The sequence below is a fragment of the Martinezella sp. CNPSo 3964 genome, assembly GCF_057784375.1.
Genome location: NZ_JBXSOW010000017.1, coordinates 78179 through 97670, shown reverse-complemented (window position 1 = coordinate 97670; position 19492 = coordinate 78179). Strand labels below are relative to the sequence as shown.

The window sequence follows — 19492 nt, the reverse complement described above, 5'->3', positions numbered from 1 at the left end:
TCCTTGTTTCGCCGCATTGCGATGCGTTCTGAAGCCTGTGCTATTCATGCGGGGTCATGCGCTTGATTCGATTGATCATCATCCTTGTCGTTCTCGCTTTTGCCGCCACCGCATCGGCCGGCGAAGCCTGTCGCAAGGTTCGGCATCTCGGCGACGGCTATACGGTCTGCACTTTCGATCCCGCCGGCGACGATATCCAGATTTTCCAGAATGACCGCAGCGGCAAGCCTTATGGCTCGTTCCGGGCGCTCGAAAACGATCTGCGCCTGGATCGTATCTATGTGCGCTTCGCCATGAATGGCGGCATGTATCTCGACGACCAGTCTCCCGTTGGCCTCTTCGTCGAAAACGGACGCGAGGTGAAGGCGATCAATACCAACAAGGGATGGGGCAACTTCCATCTCCTGCCGAACGGGGTTTTCTTTCTCGGATCGGGCAAGGCTGGCATCATGGAAAGCAAGGCCTTCGCCGTGTCCGGCATCAAGCCTTTCTACGCAACGCAGTCCGGTCCGATGCTGGTCATCGGCGGCAAGCTCCATCCGTCATTTCTGGCGGACAGCCCGAGCTTGAAGACGCGCAACGGCGTTGGCGTTACAGCCGACGGCAAGGTCGTCTTTGCCATTTCCGATGATGCGGTGCGCTTCCACGATTTTGCGACGCTGTTTCGCGACGAGTTGAAATGCCCGAATGCGTTGTTTCTGGACGGCAGCATTTCCAGCCTCGACATTCCGGAATGGCAAAGGCGCGACAGCCTGTTCCCGCTCGGGCCGATCATTGCGGTGACGGAAATGCTACCGGGCTGACGCGCGCCTGAAACGCAAAGAGCTCCGCAGCACATTTGCATCGCGGAGCCCTCGCTTGTTGCCACCAAATCTCAGACGAACTGATCGATATAGGTCATGATGCTGAACAGGCCGTCCTTTGGACCCGGATTGGCCGGGAAATCCTCGGTGAAGCGGAGATAGGCTCTCGGCTTGCCGCCATAGGTGCCGGACTGCGGCGCTTCTCTCGAAAGATGCTGCCGGATCGACTGCGGAAGAAGGTTGATCGTGGCATCGTCGATGATCGGCTCGATGATGACAGGTTCGCCATTGAAGGCGATCGCTTCCGTTGCGGCGGTGGAGATGCCCGCCAGCTTGCGGATCTGATCGTAGGATTCCGGCGGCAGCGGCGTCGGCAGATAGGCAGCCATGCGGTGATACATGATATAGGCTTCGACCCAATTCTGCGCATTGACATGCAAGCGCATGGCGACCGCCTGGCGCTGCAGCATGAATTCGGTGATGCGAGGCATCAGCGAGCCGCGATAGTCAGGCGGATAGCGGTTGTCGCGCAGAGCCTGCGAGGCGAGGTATTCGAGGCCACCCCTGTAGGTATCCCACTGGAACATGCATTCCTTGTTGCCCTGCTGTAGGCGCGGATCGTCGGAAACGGCGGTGACGCGCGCGAAAGGTTCCGGCATGAACAGCACGTCGGCCTTGTCCAGAGCGCGGGTCGTATAGAGGAATGCCCAGAAGATGAATGGCGTCGGGCTGGAAATCGATTTCAGCAGAACGTCACGCCGGATGATCATGAATTCCGGGAAGATGTGCTTGTCGAGAATGAATTCCAGCATCGCGCGGAAGTCACCCTTGGTGTGACGTGTCGGATAGGAGAGGTGATAGAAGGGCTCCATATCGCCGCCGCCCGGCCGGCCATCGACCAGAAGCCACGGCGCCTGGATCATGCCGATATTCTTGTCGTCTACCATGATGCGAAGATATTCGACGACTTTCTCCGGGATCAGCAAGTCGTCGTCGCCGAGGAAAACCGCATAGTGGCCGCGGGCTCTCTGCATTGCAAAGGCGTAGTTGCTGATGAAACCGGAATTGCGCACTCGGCGATAGGCGCTGATTTCCGGGTGATGCGAGATCGACTGAATGTAGGCTGCGGTCTCATCCGTCGAACAATCATCGACAATGACGATCTCGAAAGGGAGGCCTAGCCGACGGAATTCTTCCAAGTGGAAATTGACGTTCCGCTCGAGCATGAACTGACGGTTATAGGTCGGAACGCAGATCGAAAGGACGGGGACTTGAGCAGAAGACATCGATATTCTCCACGAGGCATCAGCGTGATTCTATGCACGGACTTTGATTCATGAATAAGCCGGATTGCTTTCGCGGGGCTGGAGAGTTTTGAGCGATCTGATTGCGGGAAGCGCCCGTGCTCCAGTTCAGTGCAAGTTCCGCTCCCTATGCTCCAGCCAGCGCATTCTGCAATCCCGGCAGGAAGCGATTGCCGTCTTCGAGGTTGCCTCTCCCTCGAAAACGGTTGGATAGCCAGAGGCACATGGATCAACCGATACCTCCAGGGTTTGGCATCCATGTCAGTATCAGGAGACCCCGTGAGCAAAGTCAGTGTCATCATTCCCGCCTATAAGGCGCAGGAATCCATCGGTGAAACGATTGCCGCGGTTCTGGAAAATCGTGATGTTCTGGAGGTGATCGTTGTCGACGACATGTCTCCCGATGCCACTGCGATGATTGTCGAACGACATGCTGAGCGCGATCCGCGGGTGCGGTTGCTGCGCAATCCGCAAAATGGCGGGGCGGGATACAGCCGGAATGCCGGCATGGCCGCCGCCCGTGGCGACTATTATTATTTCCTCGATGCCGACGACATGGTGGCGCATCGCTCGATCGATGAAGTCGTCCATCACATGGAAGCCAGCGGCTGCGATGTGATGGTGTTTCGCTATCGTTATGTCACGGATAGGGACGGTCGCCTCGATCCGATGCTGCCGATCGACAATGATGCCTGGCGCGAGCTGGTCGGCGATACCGACATAAGCGTTTTTACGCTCGATCAGTGCGGTCGGTTGCTGTTCACCGTGAATTTCCCCTGGAACAAGATCGTTAGCGCCAAGCTATGCCGGGAGACGGCTCTCCGCTTCTCGGAGACGCGTGTCCATAACGATATCTATGCTCACTGGCACATCTATCTGCATGCCCGGAGGATCGGCATGATGAACCGCTATCTTATCGGCCATCGCGTCTACCAGGATAGGGCGCAGCTGACCAATGTCTTCACCGAAAAGCGGTTCGAGGTCTTCAAGGCCTTTGCCGAGGTGGAAGCGCTGTTTGCCCGCCTGCCTCAGATGAAGCAGGCCTACTATCAGTGGTTCCTTCGCAGCAAGTTCGATTTGCTCGATTGGATCTACCCGCAATTGCCGTTCGATCTCAGGGAGCGCTTCTTCGCGCTGGTTCGGCAATGCTACGAAGAATATGGCCAGGCCGACTATGAGAACGTGCGCCGGCAGTCGTTCGAGACCGCGGATATCGCGCTCAGGCTGAAACAAGCCCCGCATCTGATACTCGGCAAGACGCCCAGATAGCCGGCTAAGATAATGTTTGTCGCTTGATCCATTCGCAATATAAAAAGAGAGGCGCCACGGTATGACCGTGGCGCCTCTCTTCCGTTTCAGGCTGGTTTATCTGATGGCGTCTAGCTCGTTCAGATCCAGTGCGTTTTCGAATTCGTCGCGGCTGTAGATCGCAAAATCCGCTTCGGTCGATTCCTTGAACTTGTAGGGGTTCTCCACCAGCTTCAGCAGGGTCCATTGCGGGAACCGGTTCGCAATGTCCGTCGTGAACTTGCGGTGCCGGACATGCGATGCGCCACGAATATCCGGACCATCGAAATTGGAGGCGTAGATAACCACATAGCGCTGCGGCAGGGAGAAGAGCTGGTCGAGGTAATTGACGTAGATATTGTCGTCGACCAGATGGTAGAGCACGTCGAGCGACAGGGCGCAGTCATAGGCGTCCTCGTGTGTTTCCCAATCGAGCGACGGATCGCCCAGCCAGATGAAATTGTAGTTCGGCTTGTCCCTGTACATCATCATCGTGCGTTCGATGACCGTCTTCGAGACATCTAAGCCGGTATAGCGGTCGAACGAGAAATATTTAAGCTGATTGCCGTCGCCGGAGCCCATCTCCGCAAAGGATTTCAGGCCTTTCTTCCGGGCGAGACTATTCAGGAACTGTCCCTTGTATTTGGCGAGCACATCGTAGGAGCCGGCACCCGAATTGCCGCCATTGCGGTAACGGCCTTCCCAATAGCCGTTGGAGTCAAAGGAAGGCGCAGCTTCCGATCTCCGCATCGGCTGTTCCAGCGGCGTAACAGGAGCAAGCCGTTCCACGGATGGCGCCGGGATGGGGTGCGGCTGTGTCGGATAGGGCTGCTGCATCGGCTGCATCGCTATCTCGGCAACCGGCATGGCTTCGCGAACCTGCTGCACCGATATGGCCTGCGGAATAGGCGCGGGTTGTTGCTGCACGGCGGCAGGCCGCTGCGCCAGCCAAAGCGGGACTGGTCGCTTCATATTTGAACCCGCCTGCTGTTCCAGAGATGCCCAATTCAAGGTTTTGGGGGCTTCGGCTACCCGATCGCCCATGACGACATCGAGTTCGCGCAGCTGCTTGGCGAGAGGGAATTTCTCATGGACATATTGCGTCCATTGATGGGTCTGACCTGCAATGATCTTTTCGACGGCCTCATCTACCGACGAGAAGCGAATTTCGTCGGGCCAGAATTCTTCCGCACCAGGATAATCATGGACCACCGGGAGGGCACCGATAGCCATGGCTTCGGCAATGTTATAACCAAAGCTCTCGTGCACCGAGGTCGACAGTATCACGCCCTTGTCGGCGAGGAAGGCGGGCATATTGCGCTGCCAGCCATGGAAGAAGACGTTACGGGTGAGGCCCAGCTTTTCCGTCGTGCGCTTCAGATACGGCATCATGACGAACTCTTCCTGTTCGCCGGCCACATGCAGCGTGTAGGAAGGATCGCGCTTCACCAGCGAGTGCATGATTTGCAGGAACAGCGGCTGATTCTTGCGCATGAAGGGTTTGGCGGCCCAGGCGATCTTCTTCTTGTCGAGCGAAGGGATCGGCTTGAATTTGTCGAGGTTGAGGCCATTCCAGATGACATGGGTACGCGTCTTCTGCGTGACCTGCGGCGCCCTGAGCTTCAGGACGCGGAGCATGTCATGGGACACCAGGATCAGATCGTCGATGGCGCCGAAATCGATACGATCGGGAAAATTCGATTCCACGATCTCGAAGCGATGCCAGCGCGCGATGACACGCTTGCCGCGCCGCTTGATGTTCTGGTTGATCGCGTGGACGAAGAGCTCGTTGCAGAATTCGAACCAGACGATGTCGGCCCATTCCACAGCCGTCTCGATCTCCTTGAAAGTCTTTGGCTGTATGGCCATGACTTCGTAGGTCTTTGACAGATGTTGGATTATGTCGCCGATGAAGCTATCGACTTCGATGATTATGGCCAGCTTTTTCTTCTGATGCATCTTCTGCTACCGTAAAAGAGACGAGTGGTTCTTAGTCTCGACCTGACGGACGACACGACCGACCTTCGTGTCCGCCGAGCACCGACGTTGTTGGCAATATTCTGAATGCGCGACTGTCCCCGCACAGAAATTCCAGCTCGGAGATTATGTCGACCAACTTTCGCGAGGCTGGATTGCGCGAAACGTCTCCCGTACGGCAGGCGGCTTTTGATTTCCCGCACAAGCTTCGCAAAAGGAATGATGGCCAAAGTGCCGAACAAACGAGCTCGATCGCGAGCGAATCTCCGAGAGCTACGTCGCCGTACTGCTTTCCTCGGGTCGGGCCGTTACCTGGGTTCGGAATTAGGGGACAGTCCACATGTCATTGGCAGCGAACAGCCTGCACACGCCCGCCTACGGAGCGCATCCTGCGAGCCAGATACAATGGTCCGATGCGCCGCCGCTGACCCAGGACATGTTGAGCGGCACATTCTGGAGCCTTGGCGACGTCAATCGCGGGATGTTTGCACGCTTCGTGGTTTTGGCACCCGACGGCATGATCGGCAATTATTTCGATCCGGCCGTCGATTTCTGGCATGTCATGGGCGGTCGGCTTTGCCTGATCGACAGGGATGGATTGCCGTCGGTCATCTTCGATTCGGCGCATATCGAGAACGGCAATCTCATGGCGTTTGCAGGCCGAGGTGTCGTCGGCGGCGTTGATGCCACCTATCTGCTGGTGCCGGCTGATCATCCTCCGCATCCGCTGTTTTCGACGCCTGCGGGCGTCGAGCGCAAGGCAACCTTCCTCGCCCAGCCTCAGGAAGGGCTGAGGCGCCCCAATCTCGTCGTGGTGCCGGCCGGTTCGAAGTCGCTCCATCCGCGCTGGTTCGAGAAGATCGATGATGCCTCGCGCAACTGGGATCTCTGCATCGGCTATTATGGTACCGAGACGCCCGAGGTTTCCGGCAGCCCTTACGAATATCTTGCGCACATCCCAAAGACCAAGAAGTTCAAGATCATCTACGACCTTTTCCATGAAGGCAGCCCCCTCTGGAATTACGAGCGGATCTGGCTGCCGGATGACGATCTGCTGTGCGACGGCGAGGACATCAACAGGATGTTCCACCTGTCGCACAAGCATGGTCTGGATCTGGCGCAGCCTTCGCTCAAGAAAGGTCCAGGCTCTTATCCGAACCATCCTTTGACGGTTCAGCGACCCGATAGCGTCGTGCGTTTCGAAGGCTTCGTCGAAATCATGTGCCCGGTCTTCTCGCGGCGGGCGCTGCAGATCTGCATCGAGTCCATGAGGGATGTCGAATCCGGATACGGCCTCGACCATCTCTGGCCGTCTTTCCTTGGCCGGCCGGCAGCGCGCATGGCGATCATCGATGCCATCTCGGTTGCCCACACCCGGCCGCTGGGTGCGACCTATAACGTCAACGCAGCGGTGGAGGAACAGGCAGCGCTCTTCAGGACGTATCAGTATACGCCCCTGAAATATGCTGGCGTCTGGTAAGTGTGCCTGGATTTTTCCCTGCGCCGCCGTCACCCCTTCATATAGCCAATTCCGATTGACACGTTCGATTGCAACCGACGCCGAGATTTGGTGGTACCGAAAGTTTTAGAGCATGATTGATTTTTCCAAGGTAGATTTATTGATCGTCGGCGCGGGCTTCTATGGCGCGACGATTGCGGAACGGGTCGCGAACGAGCTGCAGAAGAACGTGCTTCTGATCGACCGGCGCGGTCATATCGGCGGCAATGCCTATAGCGAGTTCGACGGAGAGACCGGGATCGAAGTCCACCGCTATGGCGCGCATCTCTTCCACACGCCGAACGAGGTCGTCTGGACCTATCTCAACAGGTTCACCGCTTTCACTGACTACAAGCACCGCGTCTATTCGACCTATCGCGACCAGGTCTATTCGATGCCGATCAACCTCGGCACGATCTCGCAATTCTTCAACCGGCGCCTTTCGCCCGATCAGGCGAGGGCGCTGATCGCGGACCATGCGGCGGAAATGGCCGGCCGCCATCCGGCGAACCTCGAAGAGAAGGCGATTTCGCTGATCGGCCGGCCTTTGTACGACGCTTTCATCCGCGGCTATACGGCCAAGCAGTGGCAGACGGATCCGCGTGATCTGCCCGAGCACATCATCACGCGCCTGCCGGTTCGCTACACTTTCGACAATCGCTACTTCAACGACAAGTATGAAGGCCTGCCGGTCGATGGTTATACGGCGATCTTCGAGAGGATGCTGAAGCATCCCAAGATCCAGATCGCTCTCGGCGTCGATTTCTTTTCGCTGAAGTCCTCGCTGCCAGCCGGTCTCCCGATCGTCTATACCGGCCCGATCGATCGCTACTTCGATTATTCCGAGGGCGAGCTTGGATGGCGCACCATCGATTTCGAGAAGGAGACGCTGAATACCGGCGATTTCCAGGGGATGGCGGTCATGAACTATGCCGACGAGACGATCCCCTACACGCGTATCCTCGAGTTTCGCCACTTCAATCCCGAGCGCAGCTATCAGAACGAGAAGACCGTCGTGGTGCGGGAATATTCGCGCTCGGCAAAGCGCGCAGATGAGCCTTACTATCCGATCGATACGCGGCAGGACAAGGAAGTCTTCCTGCGCTACCGCGAGCGGGCGGAGGCGGAGACCAACGTCCATTTCGGCGGGCGGCTCGGCACCTACCGTTATCTCGACATGCATCAGGCAATCGGCGCGGCCTTGAAGGCTTTCGACAGTCGCGTTGTCCCGCATTTTACCGAGGGACGCGCGATCGGCGGCGAGAAATAGATGGCGGTACGCGCTATGGCCCTCGGCATGCCCTAAAGACATGGCCGATTGGTCTTCGTGAAAAAATGATTGATTTATAAAAAGAAAGCCCGACGAGCGGGCTTTCTTTTTTCCTTTAAGACCGCCTGCGACGTTCGCGCGCGGGGGCGGCACCGCCCTCGTTGGCGGTCTTGTTGCGCAGGGGGCCGATCTTTTCGACGATCATTTCCAGCGTCGGGCGAGGGCCGGGTACGTAGCTGTCCAACGCCTGCCGCATTGCAGCGAGATGGCCGCAGGAGGTGCCGCAGCAGCCGCCGATGATTTTGGCGCCGGCGTCGCGGGCAAGGCGGGCATAATCGGCCATCAGCGGCGGCGTGCCCGAATAGTAGATTTCAGCGCCACGATATTCCGGAATGCCGCAGTTGCCCTTGACGATCACGATTGCGGAAGCATCCGCCTCGGTCATGTCGAGAAGGCTCGACAGGATGTCCGAGGCGCCGACGCCGCAATTGGCACCGACCGCGAGAGGGCCTGCGCCGATATCGGTGGCGACGGCGTGAATGTCCTTCGGATGCAGGCCCATCATCGTCTTGCCGGCGGTGTCGAACGAGCCGGTATAGGTGTAAGGCAGGCCGACTTTGGCGGCGGCCTCGGCAGCGGCGCGGATTTCTTCCGGCGACGACATGGTTTCGATCCAGGCAACATCGGCGCCGCCGGCCTGAAGGCCTTCCATCTGTTCCACGAAGGCTGCGACCGCATCTTCATAGGTCAGGGCGCCGAGCGGCATCAACAATTCGCCCGTCGGCCCGACGGAGCCTCCGACGATGACCTTGCGGTCGGCCTTGTCGGCCACCGCACGAGCAATCTCGGCTGCCGTCTTGTTAAGGCTATGCACGCGATCCTGCGCATGATGAAGCTTCAGCCGGTGACGGGTGCCGCCGAAAGTGTTGGTGAGAATGATATCGGCACCCGCATCGACGAAATCCTGATGCAGCTTCGTGATCCGGTCCGGATGCTGCTCGTTCCAGAGTTCAGGCGCCTCGCCAGCCTCAAGGCCCATGGCGAAGAGGTTGGTGCCAGTTGCGCCGTCGGCAAGCAGTACGCCCTTTTCGGCAAGGAGATCGGTCAAGGGATTGATTGCGACGGTCATGGTGTGTCCTCGGATACGCCGGCTCTCGGGATGTCAAATGCAGATATAAACATTTCTTTATGTGAACACAATGGCAAGATAGCTGCCCATATGTCGCGCGGCAATCAGGGCAGAAAAAAGCGCCCCGGTGAGGGCGCTTTGCCGTTTGGGATGAAGATGAGCCGTTAGGCTGCCGCCATCTGCGCCGTCTCGTGTGTTGTCGGCGTGACCATGGCTGCGATGATGCTTTGCAGGTCAATCATGCCGATGGGCTTGCCGCCGGCATCGGTGACGACGGCCCCCGTCTGGCCCGCCTCGGTGATCTGCTTCGCAGCGACCTCCAGTATCATATCCCCGGGTACGCGCGTTCCGCCCGGCTCGCCTGCAAGCGGCTTCATGATCGTCTGAGCCTGGATGACGCGGCCGCGGTTCACTTCCTTGACGAAGGCGGTGATGTAATCGTCCGCGGGCTGCAGCACGATCTGTTGGCCGGTTCCCTGCTGCACGACCTTGCCGTCGCGCAGGATCGCGATCTTGTCGCCGAGACGCAGCGCTTCGTCGAGATCATGGGTGATGAAGACGACGGTTTTCTTCAGTTCCTTCTGCAGATCGAGCAGGACAGTCTGCATATCCACGCGGATCAATGGATCTAGCGCCGAATAGGCTTCGTCCATCAGCAGGATATCGGCATCGTTGGTCAGCGCGCGGGCAAGGCCGACACGCTGCTGCATGCCGCCGGAAAGCTGGTTCGGAAAGTGCCTTTCGAAGCCCTTCAGTCCGACACGTTCGATCCAGTACCGGCCCTTCTTTTCGCTTTCGGAGCGCGGTACGCCCTGGATGTCCAGGCCGTAGATCGTGTTTTCGATCACGGTGCGATGCGGGAGCAGCGCGAACTTCTGGAACACCATCGCCGTCCTGTGGCGACGGAATTCGCGCAGATCTTTTTCGCTCATCTTGCAGACGTCGACGCCGTCATAGAGCACTTCGCCGACGGTCGGCTCGATCAGCCGATTGATATGGCGGATCAGCGTCGATTTGCCCGAGCCGGAGAGACCCATCACGACGGTAATGGCGCCGGCCGGCATGTCGATGTTGATATCCTGCAGGCCGAGCACATGACCGTGCGTTTCATTGAGCTCGGCCTTGCCCAAGCCGTTCTTGACCTGGTCTATATAATCGCGCCCGCGCGGACCGAAGATTTTATACAGGCTTTTTATCTGGATCGCGTGACTAGCCATGGATGACCTCCGAGTGCTTCTGGAGCCGTCTGCCATAGGCTTGGCTCGTACGGTCGAAAATGATGGCGATGGCGACCAGAGCAAAACCGTTGAGGAAGCCGACGGTGAAGAACTGGTTGTTGATCGCCTGCAGCGTGTTCTTGCCGAGCCCGCCGACGCCGACCATCGAGGCGACGACGACCATGGCGAGCGACATCATGATGGTTTGGTTGATGCCGGCCATGATGGTGGGCAGCGCAAGCGGAATCTGTACGTTGAAGAGCTTCTGGCGGTGCGACGACCCGAAGGCATCGGCGGCTTCCAGCACCTCCTTGTCCACGAGGCGGATGCCGAGATTGGTCAGACGGATCATCGGCGGGACGGCATAGATGACGACGGCGATGAGGCCCGGCACTTTGCCGATGCCGAAGATCACGACGACGGGAATGAGATAGACGAAGCTCGGCATGGTCTGCATGACGTCGAGAATCGGATTGACGATCGACTGCAGCCGGTCGGAGCGCGCCATCAGGATGCCGATCGGCAGGCCGATGACGATGGCGATGAGCGTACAGACCGTCACCATGGCGAGTGTGACCATAGTGTCGGTCCAAAGGCCGAAGACGCCGATGAGGATCATGGAGATCGCGGTGCCGGCGACAATTTTGAGATTGCGGCTTGCGGCATAGACGACGAGCATCATGACGATGAGTACGATGAACCAGGGCGTATTGGTGAAAGCCCATTCAAGGTAGTTCAGAAACCATTGCAGCGGCTGCACGATGGCGTCGATGAGATTGCCGTAGGCGCGTACGGACGCCCTGAAACCGTCATCGATGTTCTTGCGTGCGAGACGTATGATCGACTCGTCTATTGCCGGAAAGTTGCAGAGCACATTCGGCAGGATCGTACACTGGATAGCCATGTATTTCCCCTTCTTAGTCCGGTTCTGTCCTGCTCCGCCCGTGTGGCCTTCACTTGCGGATGGCTTTGCAGCGCTGCCACCGGTTCTTCAGGCTGCCCCTGAATTCTTACTACATTCGCCGCCGTCAATCTGCACTCGTTGCGACCTTGCGCCATGTCGCTCTGTCGGTATGAGCGTCATACCGATTGCGGCGCGCGAATGTAAAATCGGCGGTAGGCGCGTGCCTGCCGCCGATTCTGCAGCATGGATTAGAGCGAAGCCTTGACCTTGGTGGCAACGTCCGGAGAAACCCACTTGGTCCACATGTCGGGGTAGGTCTTGAGGAAGTACTTGGCGCCGTCCTCGTTGGTACCCTGGTTGTCGGTCATCCAGGCCAGAACCTTGCCGACCGTCGCGTTATCCCACTTGCGGGTCTTCATATAGTCCATGGCAATGCCGGCCTTTGCCGCAAAGTCCTTGGTCACGACGGTATAGACATCCGAAACCGGATAGGAGTTCACCTTCGGATTGGCGCAATCCTGGATCGCGGTGCAGGCGTCCCATTCCTTCTTGTCGTGCGGCACGTTGAAGCTCAGGCGCACCATGTCGTACTTGCCGAGGATGGCGGTCGGCGCCCAGTAGTAGCCGAGCCAGCCGGTCTTCTTCTCGAAGGCGTTGGCGATCGAGCCGTCAAGGCCTGCCGCAGAACCGGTATCGACCAGCGTGAAGCCAAGCTTTTCGGCGCCGAGGGCCTTGTAGAGATTGGCGGTCGAGATCTGGCAGTTCCAGCCGGCCGGGCAGTTGTACACCGCGCCCTTGGAAGAATCTTCCGGGGCAGGGAAGAGTTCCGGATGCTTCAGCGCGTCCTGAACGGTCTTGATATCCGGGTGGGCGTCGGCGAGGAATTTCGGAATCCACCAGCCTTCCACGCCGCCATCGCTCAAGAGCGGTGCCGCCTCGATCAAACGGCCTTCGGATACGGCCTTGTCGAGCGCGGTGCGCACGGCATTGACCCAAAGCTCGGGCGCGACGTCCGGCTGGCCCTTTTCGTCCATGGAGGTAAAGGTCGGCTGCGTGTCGCCGGTCACCAGAGTGACGTTACAGCCGTAACCGCTTTGCAGGATGATCTTGTCGACCTGGGCGGCAACGCCTGCCGATGCCCAGTTCATTTCAGCGATGGATACGCTGCCGCAATCCGCGGCGTGCGCCGAGCCAGCCAAAGCATAGGCGCCGAATGCGAAGATGGCCGAAGCGAGAAGCTTCTTCATTGATATCGTCTCCCAATTTTTCGTTACGTTGCGGAAATCGACTCCAAACGCGTTCGATTTCTGTCGTTCCCCTGTCAGCGCGGTCTAATTGCAACCGTTCATACGCCGCTGACGACGCCCGTACGGTCCCCTTTGCTGCCGTCGTGCATTTGGTCTTTTTGCGACCGCGGAACCCTGTCGCGGCCGGGCATTCGTTGCATCGACATTGGGCAGCGTAAGGATTTGAATGAAGAAATCAACAGCCCGTCGACCAACGGAAGTTATCGTGCATCTTGGAGAAGCTCAATTAAGCGCCTGAATTAGCCTGTTTTCTGCTATTCGTGGCTGCAAAACGATCATTGCATGGCTTTCATGAAGCTTTGCCGCCAAGGCGGATTTAAATGCCGCTCAAATATCGCGTCCCTGAAAGACGTTTTGTGTTCCATTTGCGTCGTTTGCGATTTCTCAACGCAAAGGGGAAAATTTTCAAAAAATTTTCGGATTCACTCTAATTTAAGCACTTAATAACCCTCCGGTAACGATGTCGGTTTATCAATCGATGCGTGGCGGGGGACATACCGCTGCTTCCCTGGATCAGGTATTGCGTACCGGGGAAAGCGAACCTTGCGGTGTTTGTGCAGGGGAGCCGGCGTTTTTGGCAAGCCGCGTTGATCCTCGGATCGCGCGGTTTTCGCGCTTTAAAGGGTCCCGTTTTGAGACACCTTGTCGTCAGCAAGAAGCGGCGTTGTTAATTTCTCATCTTGATATCGAGCAAAATAAGGCCGCCGATGCTGTCGCATGGCGGCTTCTCACGTGTCGGGCTGGCGGCTTGACGCTGTGTCAGCCGACATTATAGGTGCGGATGAAGCCGATCGTGCCGAAGCGCGTGTCAAGCTGCTGCAGGCGGCTCTCCGGGCGGCGAGCCGGAAGCTTGCCATTCCAGGCGATCTGAATGGAATTCTGTCTGTTGAAGATGAAGAGCATTGGGGTATCCTCCGACCCGGACCGGCCGGTTTCGTTGTGTGTTTTCGCGATGGAGATAATCCTCTTCGGCGTAACTCACAATGGATGAAATCGTCATCCAATGTCGCAAACAGAGCATGTTTGAACGTGATGCATTTTTGTATCGTCGCAGCCGTTTCCAGCGGTTAGAGATCGCGGCGAAATCAAGGCAAAACTCCGGATTTTCAGTGGCTGTGGCCCATAGGGGTAGTGGGGAATGACAAGAGCGATCATGCTGCAGGGAACCGGCTCCGATGTCGGAAAAACGGTATTGGTCGCGGGACTGTGCCGGCTGTTTGCAAACAGGGGCGTGAGGGTGCGCCCGTTCAAGCCACAGAACATGTCGAACAATGCGGCCGTTGCCGAAGATGGCGGCGAGATCGGGCGCGCGCAGTGGCTGCAGTCGCTGGCGGCACGCGTTCCCTCATCCGTGCACATGAATCCGGTGCTGCTGAAGCCGCAATCGGAAACCGGCAGCCAGATCATCGTTCAGGGCAAGGTCTGGGGGCATGCCAGGGGCCGGGATTATCAGGCACTCAAGCCGCAGCTGCTCGGCGCGGTGCTTGAGAGCTTCGCCACGATGCGTGCGGGAACGGATCTCGTGATCGTCGAAGGGGCGGGTTCGCCCGCTGAGATCAATCTGCGACGCGGGGATATTGCCAACATGGGCTTTGCGACGCGCGCGAATGTCCCCGTCGTACTGGTCGGCGACATAGACCGCGGCGGCGTGATCGCGTCGCTGGTCGGCACATACCATATATTGCCGGAGGAAGACCGGCGGATGATCCGCGGCTACCTGATCAACAAGTTTCGCGGCGATATCTCGCTATTCGGTGAGGGCATAGAGGCGATTGGCGGTTTTACGGGCTGGCAATGCCATGGTGTCGTGCCGTGGCTGAAAGCGGCGGCGCGCCTGCCGGCCGAGGATTCCGTGGTGTTGGAGCGGCTTGCCCGAGGCTCCCCTGGCGCGTTGAAGGTTGCCGTGCCCGTGCTGTCGCGTATCGCCAATTTCGACGATCTTGATCCGCTGCGGGCCGAGCCCGATGTCGATCTCGTCTTCGTCCGCGCAGGTGAGCGTTTGCCTGCCGATGCGGCGCTTGTCGTACTGCCGGGCTCCAAGTCCACGATCGGTGACCTCCTCGATCTGCGCGAGCAGGGGTGGGATCGCGATATTGCTGCACATGTGCGCCGCGGCGGCCGCGTCATCGGCATTTGCGGTGGCTATCAGATGCTCGGTCATACCGTCTTCGATCCACTCGGCATCGAAGGATCGGTGACCGAGACGCCCGGATTGGGCCTGTTGGATATCGAGACGGAAATGGCGCCGGAAAAGACGGTGCGCAACAGCCTCGCGGTCTCAAAAGAATATGATGTGCCGCTGTCGGGTTATGAAATCCACCTCGGCGTGACGCGAGGTCCGGACTGCGAGCGGCCGTCGACAATGATTGATGGGAGGCCCGATGGAGCCGTATCGCCGGATGGACGCATCATGGGCACATATCTGCACGGTCTTTTCGGCAGCGACAGCTATCGCGCAAAGCTGCTGGCAAGCTTCGGCCTTTCCAGCGAGCGTATGAACTATCGCGCCAGCGTCGATGCGGCGTTGGACGAAGTTGCGGCAGAGCTGGAAAGCGTACTCGATCCTGCGTGGCTCGACAGTCTCGTGCGCTAGAGCGGTTCAGCTTTTCACGGAAGCTCTAAGCTGATCTAGCTCCTGGTTTCCTTACAATTCCGGACGGAAAACCGCTGCGCACTTTTCCTGGAGTTGCTCTAGAGTTCGCCCGATACCTCGCGGCGGCGGCGGTCGAGCTCCTCGCTGTAGCGACGCAGCGTGTAGCTCTCCGTCAGCAGGCCGATGACCTTGCGTTCGATCAGATCGTTGACCACGACGAGCGCTTCGGCCTTGGTCTGGTCGAACATCGCGGCGGCTTGCTTGGCGTTCATCTGCGGCTGCAGGAACTCGTTGCGCAGGCGAATGAAATCGGCAAGTCCGTGCTCCTCGTCGTCTTTTTCGATCGGGCTCGCGTAGACATCGGGCACGAGGACCATTCCGGAATATTTCTCGTTCTTGTCGATGAGGATGACGCGCTGGGCCGAGCCGATCGGGAAATTCCTGCGGAATTCCTCGATGCTCATGTCGATGCTGCCGGTATGCACGTCGGGGCGCATCATGCGGGCGACGGTCAGATTGCGGATCCAGCCGACGTCATGGGCGCTGCGGATGCTTTCGCCACGCAGATGGAAGCGCCATGTCGCGAAGGAGTAGCCGAAGGTGGTGCGCACCACCAGCGACGAGGTGATGACGGCGGCCAGCACGAGAGCGGTGATCGGGAAGTCCCCGGTGATTTCAAGCGCCAAGAAGGTCATCGTCAGCGGGCCGCCGATGATCGCGACAGCGAGCGAGCTCATGCCGACCACGGCATAGACGACCGGCGTCAGCGTTGCGTGATCGAAATAGGGGGCGCAATAGGCGAAGATCTTGCCGAGCAGCGCGCCCATGAACAGCGAGGCGAAGAACAGACCACCTCTGAAACCGGAGCCGATCGATATCGCCGAGGCGAGCGATTTCAGCAGGAATAGACCCACCAAGGCGCCCGGCGTCACGTCCGTAGACAGATTGAGATGCAGTGCGCCATGGCCGGCCGAAAGAACCTGCGGCGAGATCAGCGCCAGTGTTCCGACGACCAGGCCGCCCAGTGCGGGCCGGAAGGGCGGCGCGATGGAACTCTTGCGTGCCAGTTCCTCGACCCAGGCAACGCCCTGCATGATCAGGATGCCTATACCGGCACAGAAAGCGCCGAGCAGGATGGCCGGGAGATAGTCCGCCGGGACGATCGCACCGAAGTGATCGATGTCGATGGCGAAGTCATCGCCGGCAAGCAGTCTTGCAATCATCGTCGATATCAGTGCCGAGACGACGACGGGCGTCAACGTGAGGATCGAATAGCTGCCGATGATCAGCTCGAAGGCGTAGAAGGCACCGGTGAGCGGCGCATTGAATGCGGCGGCAATAGCGCCGGCAGCGCCGCAGCCGACGAGCATGCGCAGATCCGCGCGACGCATCTGCATCTTGTAGCCGAATTTCGAGGCGATGCCGGCGGCGAGCTGTGTGTAGCCTGCTTCAAGCCCGACAGACGCGCCGAATCCATTCGAGATTAGGTTCTGCACCGCGACGATGATACTGTCGGTGAGCGACATGCGACCGCCATGCAGGGCATTGGCTTCGATCGGGTCGACCATCGGTTTTTTGCGTGTGCGCGACAATACATAAAGGATGATGCCGAGGATGATGCCGCCGGCGATCGGCGCGATGAACAATACCGATTTGTCGGGAATCGCCATTGCCGCCGAACTCAGTCGCTCGTAGTCGGTTATGCCATAGATGACGCTGTGAAGTTTGCGCGAGATGTAACTCATCGCCGTCACGGCGCAGCCCGAAGCTATTCCCACCAGCGCGCCAGCGAAAACAAGTCCCAATTCGCCACGGCGCAGCAATGCCCTGAACCGACCAAGATCGAATAAGGCCGAGAAGACGCCGAGGCGGCGCGGTTGGAATTTCTGCAACATGGGAAGCTAACGGTACGTTTTTGCTAGAATGTGAGGGCTGACCCTCTATAAACTCCTAACATCAAAGAAATACGGCAAAAAAGCCGTTGGTTTTATGGGAATTTTCAACCTATTTCGCAATCAGGATGGCGCAGGTCGCATCCATGCCCTTGATTGACTTGAACTAAGTGAAAGCCTAATCATTGTGGCATAACGAATGGTTCCTGAGCGGCGATCTGCCGCATGGGATGAAAAGGGAATGTGACGGGACGGACCCAAGCCGGGCGTTCTCATCACAGCCGACCCCGCGACTGTAGAGCGGTCAGGGTCTTTCGTTCGGTTTGAAGTCTATTTCGTCGATGGTTCGCATGGGGCGAACCGGGCGGGGCGGGCGCAAATCGAAAAAGCCACTGGCGTGGCATCATGATCAACCGGGGCTGGACGCCTCTCATTCTACGAATCGTCCGCCTTTTCATGATGGATGCTGGGAAGGCGAGAAAGACCCGCTGGCGCACGATCGGGGGCGACCGGTTTCGGTCTGCCCCCGTCGCGGCGCCTTATCCGCGAGCCAGGAGACCTGCCATGCGTGCCGGGCACAGAGCCTGTTCTGGAACGTGAGTTCCGCTGCCAGCACGGAGGTTGTCGTGGCACAAGATGAGTTTTTGGCGTGTAGACGCCCTTTTTCCGGTTTCAGCTGTAGGCTGCCGACCTCCGCTTTTGCGTGGGAGCGGGCATAAGGCATGTCGTCTTCAATTTCCCGAGCAGTCTTCGTCCTTGGGGGCGCGCGTTCCGGCAAATCCAGATTTGCCGAATCCCTGATTTCGGATGCCGGCCTCGAACGTCACTATGTGGCGACAGGGCAGGCGTGGGACGACGAGATGCGTGAGCGCATCGCCCAGCATCGCGCTGACCGCGGTGATCAATGGCAGACGCATGAGGAGCCGATAGACCTTGTCGGGCAGCTCGCCGCCATCGACGCCGAGGGGCGGGCAGTGCTTATCGACTGCCTGACGCTCTGGGTCACCAACCTGATGATGGCCGAGCGGGATATGGTCGCGGAGTTTGCTGGCCTGACTGCCTTTCTGCCGACCGCACGATCACGGCTCGTTCTCGTATCGAACGAGGTCGGCCTTGGAATCGTGCCTGAAAATCGCATGGCGCGCGAGTTTCGCGACCACGCCGGCCGCCTGCACCAGATGGTCGCGGCGGCGAGTGCCGAAGTTTATTTTATCGCAGCGGGGCTGCCGCTGAAAATGAAGGGTTGATGAATATGAACCAGGAAAAGATTCCCGCCACCGTCATCACCGGCTTCCTGGGAGCCGGCAAGACGACGATGATCCGCAACCTCCTGCAGAATGCCGGCGGCAAGAAGATCGCTTTGATCATCAACGAGTTCGGCGATCTCGGCGTCGACGGCGACGTACTCAAGGGCTGTGGCGCGGAGAACTGCACCGAAGACGATATCATCGAGCTGACCAACGGCTGCATCTGCTGCACCGTCGCCGACGATTTCATCCCGACCATGACGAAGCTTTTGGAGCGCGATGCGCGTCCGGATCACATTGTCATCGAAACCTCCGGCCTTGCTCTGCCGCAGCCATTGGTCGCCGCCTTCAACTGGCCGGACATTCGTACGCATGTTACCGTCGACGGCGTCATCACCGTGGTCGATAGCGCCGCCGTCGCCGCCGGCCGCTTCGCCGATGATCATGACGCAGTCGAAGCCCGCCGTGTCGAGGATGACTCGCTCGATCACGAAAGCCCGATCGAAGAGCTTTTCGAAGACCAGCTGACCTGCGCCGATCTGATCGTGCTCAACAAGACCGATCTGATCGATGTCGATGGTCTCGGCCGCGTCCGCGCCGAAGTCGCCTCGCGCACGGTGCGCAAGCCGACGATCATCGAGGCGAAGAACGGCGACGTACCAGCCGCCGTCCTGCTCGGCCTCGGCATCGGCACCGAAGACGATATCGTCAACCGCAAATCCCATCACGAGCTGGAGCACGAGGATGGCACGCCGCATGACCACGACGAATTCGACAGCTTCGTCGTCGAATTCGGCCCGATTGCCGACCCGGCCGCATTCATCGATGCGCTGAAGGGCGTGATCGCGGAGCATGACGTGCTGCGCCTCAAGGGCTTCGTCGATGTCCCCGGTAAGCCCATGCGCCTGCAGCTGCAGGCCGTCGGCAGCCGCATCGACACCTATTTCGACCGCGCCTGGACGCCGGGCGAAGCGCGCGCGACACGGCTTGTGGTGATCGGCCTGCACGAGATGGACGAGACCGTCGTGCGTAGGGCGATCGAAGCGCTGGTCTAAGGGAAATCC

15 protein-coding genes and 1 riboswitch are annotated in these 19492 nt (G+C 58.8%); of the genes, 7 read left to right on the top strand and 8 right to left on the bottom strand.

What is annotated here, in order from left to right; translation table 11 throughout:
* Positions 1 to 56 precede the first annotated feature (56 nt).
* Positions 57 to 803, top strand: coding sequence for a phosphodiester glycosidase family protein (locus AC13Q5_RS32750; RefSeq protein WP_488504548.1), 747 nt, complete (start codon positions 57 to 59; stop codon positions 801 to 803).
* Positions 804 to 874: 71 nt separating this feature from the next.
* On the opposite strand, the gene AC13Q5_RS32745 is transcribed toward AC13Q5_RS32750, so the two are convergent.
* Positions 875 to 2089 carry a glycosyltransferase family 2 protein gene (locus AC13Q5_RS32745; protein ID WP_075850798.1) on the bottom strand — a complete coding sequence of 405 codons (1215 nt, stop codon included), beginning with the start codon at positions 2087 to 2089 and terminating at the stop codon, positions 875 to 877.
* 297 nt (positions 2090 to 2386) lie between these two features.
* Between AC13Q5_RS32745 and AC13Q5_RS32740 the strand changes: the two genes are divergently transcribed.
* The gene (locus tag AC13Q5_RS32740; protein ID WP_488504546.1) at positions 2387 to 3376 is read left to right on the top strand and encodes a glycosyltransferase family 2 protein; all 990 of its coding nucleotides are present in this window, start codon (positions 2387 to 2389) and stop codon (positions 3374 to 3376) included.
* A gap of 96 nt (positions 3377 to 3472) precedes the next feature.
* Here AC13Q5_RS32740 and AC13Q5_RS32735 read toward each other — a convergent pair whose 3' ends face one another.
* A complete protein-coding gene (locus AC13Q5_RS32735; protein ID WP_488504544.1) occupies positions 3473 to 5353 on the bottom strand; it encodes a glycosyltransferase in 1881 nt (626 codons plus the stop codon).
* A 358-nt stretch (positions 5354 to 5711) separates the two neighbouring features.
* Between AC13Q5_RS32735 and AC13Q5_RS32730 the strand changes: the two genes are divergently transcribed.
* Both AC13Q5_RS32730 and glf read left to right on the top strand, forming a co-directional pair.
* On the top strand, positions 5712 to 6851 hold the full coding sequence (locus AC13Q5_RS32730) for a DUF707 domain-containing protein (protein WP_488504543.1): 1140 nt from the start codon (positions 5712 to 5714) through the stop codon (positions 6849 to 6851).
* 112 nt (positions 6852 to 6963) lie between these two features.
* Entirely contained in the window at positions 6964 to 8139 is a 1176-nt protein-coding gene (gene glf / locus AC13Q5_RS32725; RefSeq protein ID WP_488504542.1) for a UDP-galactopyranose mutase, read from the top strand.
* A gap of 115 nt (positions 8140 to 8254) precedes the next feature.
* On the opposite strand, the gene bmt is transcribed toward glf, so the two are convergent.
* From bmt to AC13Q5_RS32700, 5 genes are all read right to left on the bottom strand, one after another.
* Positions 8255 to 9268 carry a betaine--homocysteine S-methyltransferase gene (bmt, locus tag AC13Q5_RS32720; protein ID WP_075850794.1) on the bottom strand — a complete coding sequence of 338 codons (1014 nt, stop codon included), beginning with the start codon at positions 9266 to 9268 and terminating at the stop codon, positions 8255 to 8257.
* A 164-nt stretch (positions 9269 to 9432) separates the two neighbouring features.
* The gene (locus AC13Q5_RS32715) at positions 9433 to 10485 is read right to left on the bottom strand and encodes a quaternary amine ABC transporter ATP-binding protein (RefSeq protein ID WP_075850793.1); all 1053 of its coding nucleotides are present in this window, start codon (positions 10483 to 10485) and stop codon (positions 9433 to 9435) included.
* The gene (locus AC13Q5_RS32710) at positions 10478 to 11389 is read right to left on the bottom strand and encodes an ABC transporter permease (protein WP_075850792.1); all 912 of its coding nucleotides are present in this window, start codon (positions 11387 to 11389) and stop codon (positions 10478 to 10480) included. The genes AC13Q5_RS32715 and AC13Q5_RS32710 overlap by 8 nt, the downstream gene beginning before the upstream one ends.
* A gap of 248 nt (positions 11390 to 11637) precedes the next feature.
* Complete coding sequence (locus tag AC13Q5_RS32705) at positions 11638 to 12636, bottom strand: ABC transporter substrate-binding protein (RefSeq protein WP_075850791.1); 999 nt, start codon at positions 12634 to 12636, stop codon at positions 11638 to 11640.
* An 819-nt stretch (positions 12637 to 13455) separates the two neighbouring features.
* Entirely contained in the window at positions 13456 to 13599 is a 144-nt protein-coding gene (locus tag AC13Q5_RS32700; RefSeq protein ID WP_092855131.1) for a hypothetical protein, read from the bottom strand.
* A 235-nt stretch (positions 13600 to 13834) separates the two neighbouring features.
* Between AC13Q5_RS32700 and AC13Q5_RS32695 the strand changes: the two genes are divergently transcribed.
* The gene (locus AC13Q5_RS32695) at positions 13835 to 15289 is read left to right on the top strand and encodes a cobyric acid synthase (protein WP_488504541.1); all 1455 of its coding nucleotides are present in this window, start codon (positions 13835 to 13837) and stop codon (positions 15287 to 15289) included.
* Between the two features lie 98 nt (positions 15290 to 15387).
* Here the strand turns inward: AC13Q5_RS32695 and AC13Q5_RS32690 are convergent, their stop codons facing one another.
* Positions 15388 to 17184 carry a chloride channel protein gene (locus AC13Q5_RS32690; RefSeq protein ID WP_488504540.1) on the bottom strand — a complete coding sequence of 599 codons (1797 nt, stop codon included), beginning with the start codon at positions 17182 to 17184 and terminating at the stop codon, positions 15388 to 15390.
* 180 nt (positions 17185 to 17364) lie between these two features.
* A riboswitch (cobalamin riboswitch) is annotated at positions 17365 to 17762 on the top strand.
* A 141-nt stretch (positions 17763 to 17903) separates the two neighbouring features.
* On the opposite strand from AC13Q5_RS32690, the gene cobU reads away from it, so the two are divergent.
* Together cobU and cobW are read left to right on the top strand one after the other, a co-directional pair.
* Positions 17904 to 18428, top strand: coding sequence for a bifunctional adenosylcobinamide kinase/adenosylcobinamide-phosphate guanylyltransferase (cobU, locus tag AC13Q5_RS32685; RefSeq protein ID WP_488504539.1), 525 nt, complete (start codon positions 17904 to 17906; stop codon positions 18426 to 18428).
* Between the two features lie 5 nt (positions 18429 to 18433).
* A complete protein-coding gene (cobW, locus tag AC13Q5_RS32680; RefSeq protein ID WP_488504538.1) occupies positions 18434 to 19483 on the top strand; it encodes a cobalamin biosynthesis protein CobW in 1050 nt (349 codons plus the stop codon).
* The last annotated feature ends 9 nt before the right edge of the window (positions 19484 to 19492 follow it).

Excerpts from the sequence above, each read along its gene's own strand:
- AC13Q5_RS32700 (WP_092855131.1), bottom strand. The coding sequence starts at position 13,599 with ATGCTCTTCATCTTCAACAGACAGAATTCCATTCAGATCGCCTGGAAT.
- bmt (WP_075850794.1), bottom strand. The coding sequence starts at position 9,268 with ATGACCGTCGCAATCAATCCCTTGACCGATCTCCTTGCCGAAAAGGGC.
- glf (WP_488504542.1), top strand. The coding sequence starts at position 6,964 with ATGATTGATTTTTCCAAGGTAGATTTATTGATCGTCGGCGCGGGCTTC.
- AC13Q5_RS32745 (WP_075850798.1), bottom strand. The coding sequence starts at position 2,089 with ATGTCTTCTGCTCAAGTCCCCGTCCTTTCGATCTGCGTTCCGACCTAT.
- cobU (WP_488504539.1), top strand. The coding sequence starts at position 17,904 with ATGTCGTCTTCAATTTCCCGAGCAGTCTTCGTCCTTGGGGGCGCGCGT.
- AC13Q5_RS32750 (WP_488504548.1), top strand. The coding sequence starts at position 57 with ATGCGCTTGATTCGATTGATCATCATCCTTGTCGTTCTCGCTTTTGCC.
- AC13Q5_RS32735 (WP_488504544.1), bottom strand. The coding sequence starts at position 5,353 with ATGCATCAGAAGAAAAAGCTGGCCATAATCATCGAAGTCGATAGCTTC.
- cobW (WP_488504538.1), top strand. The coding sequence starts at position 18,434 with ATGAACCAGGAAAAGATTCCCGCCACCGTCATCACCGGCTTCCTGGGA.
- AC13Q5_RS32710 (WP_075850792.1), bottom strand. The coding sequence starts at position 11,389 with ATGGCTATCCAGTGTACGATCCTGCCGAATGTGCTCTGCAACTTTCCG.
- AC13Q5_RS32705 (WP_075850791.1), bottom strand. The coding sequence starts at position 12,636 with ATGAAGAAGCTTCTCGCTTCGGCCATCTTCGCATTCGGCGCCTATGCT.
- AC13Q5_RS32695 (WP_488504541.1), top strand. The coding sequence starts at position 13,835 with ATGACAAGAGCGATCATGCTGCAGGGAACCGGCTCCGATGTCGGAAAA.
- AC13Q5_RS32730 (WP_488504543.1), top strand. The coding sequence starts at position 5,712 with ATGTCATTGGCAGCGAACAGCCTGCACACGCCCGCCTACGGAGCGCAT.
- AC13Q5_RS32715 (WP_075850793.1), bottom strand. The coding sequence starts at position 10,485 with ATGGCTAGTCACGCGATCCAGATAAAAAGCCTGTATAAAATCTTCGGT.
- AC13Q5_RS32690 (WP_488504540.1), bottom strand. The coding sequence starts at position 17,184 with ATGTTGCAGAAATTCCAACCGCGCCGCCTCGGCGTCTTCTCGGCCTTA.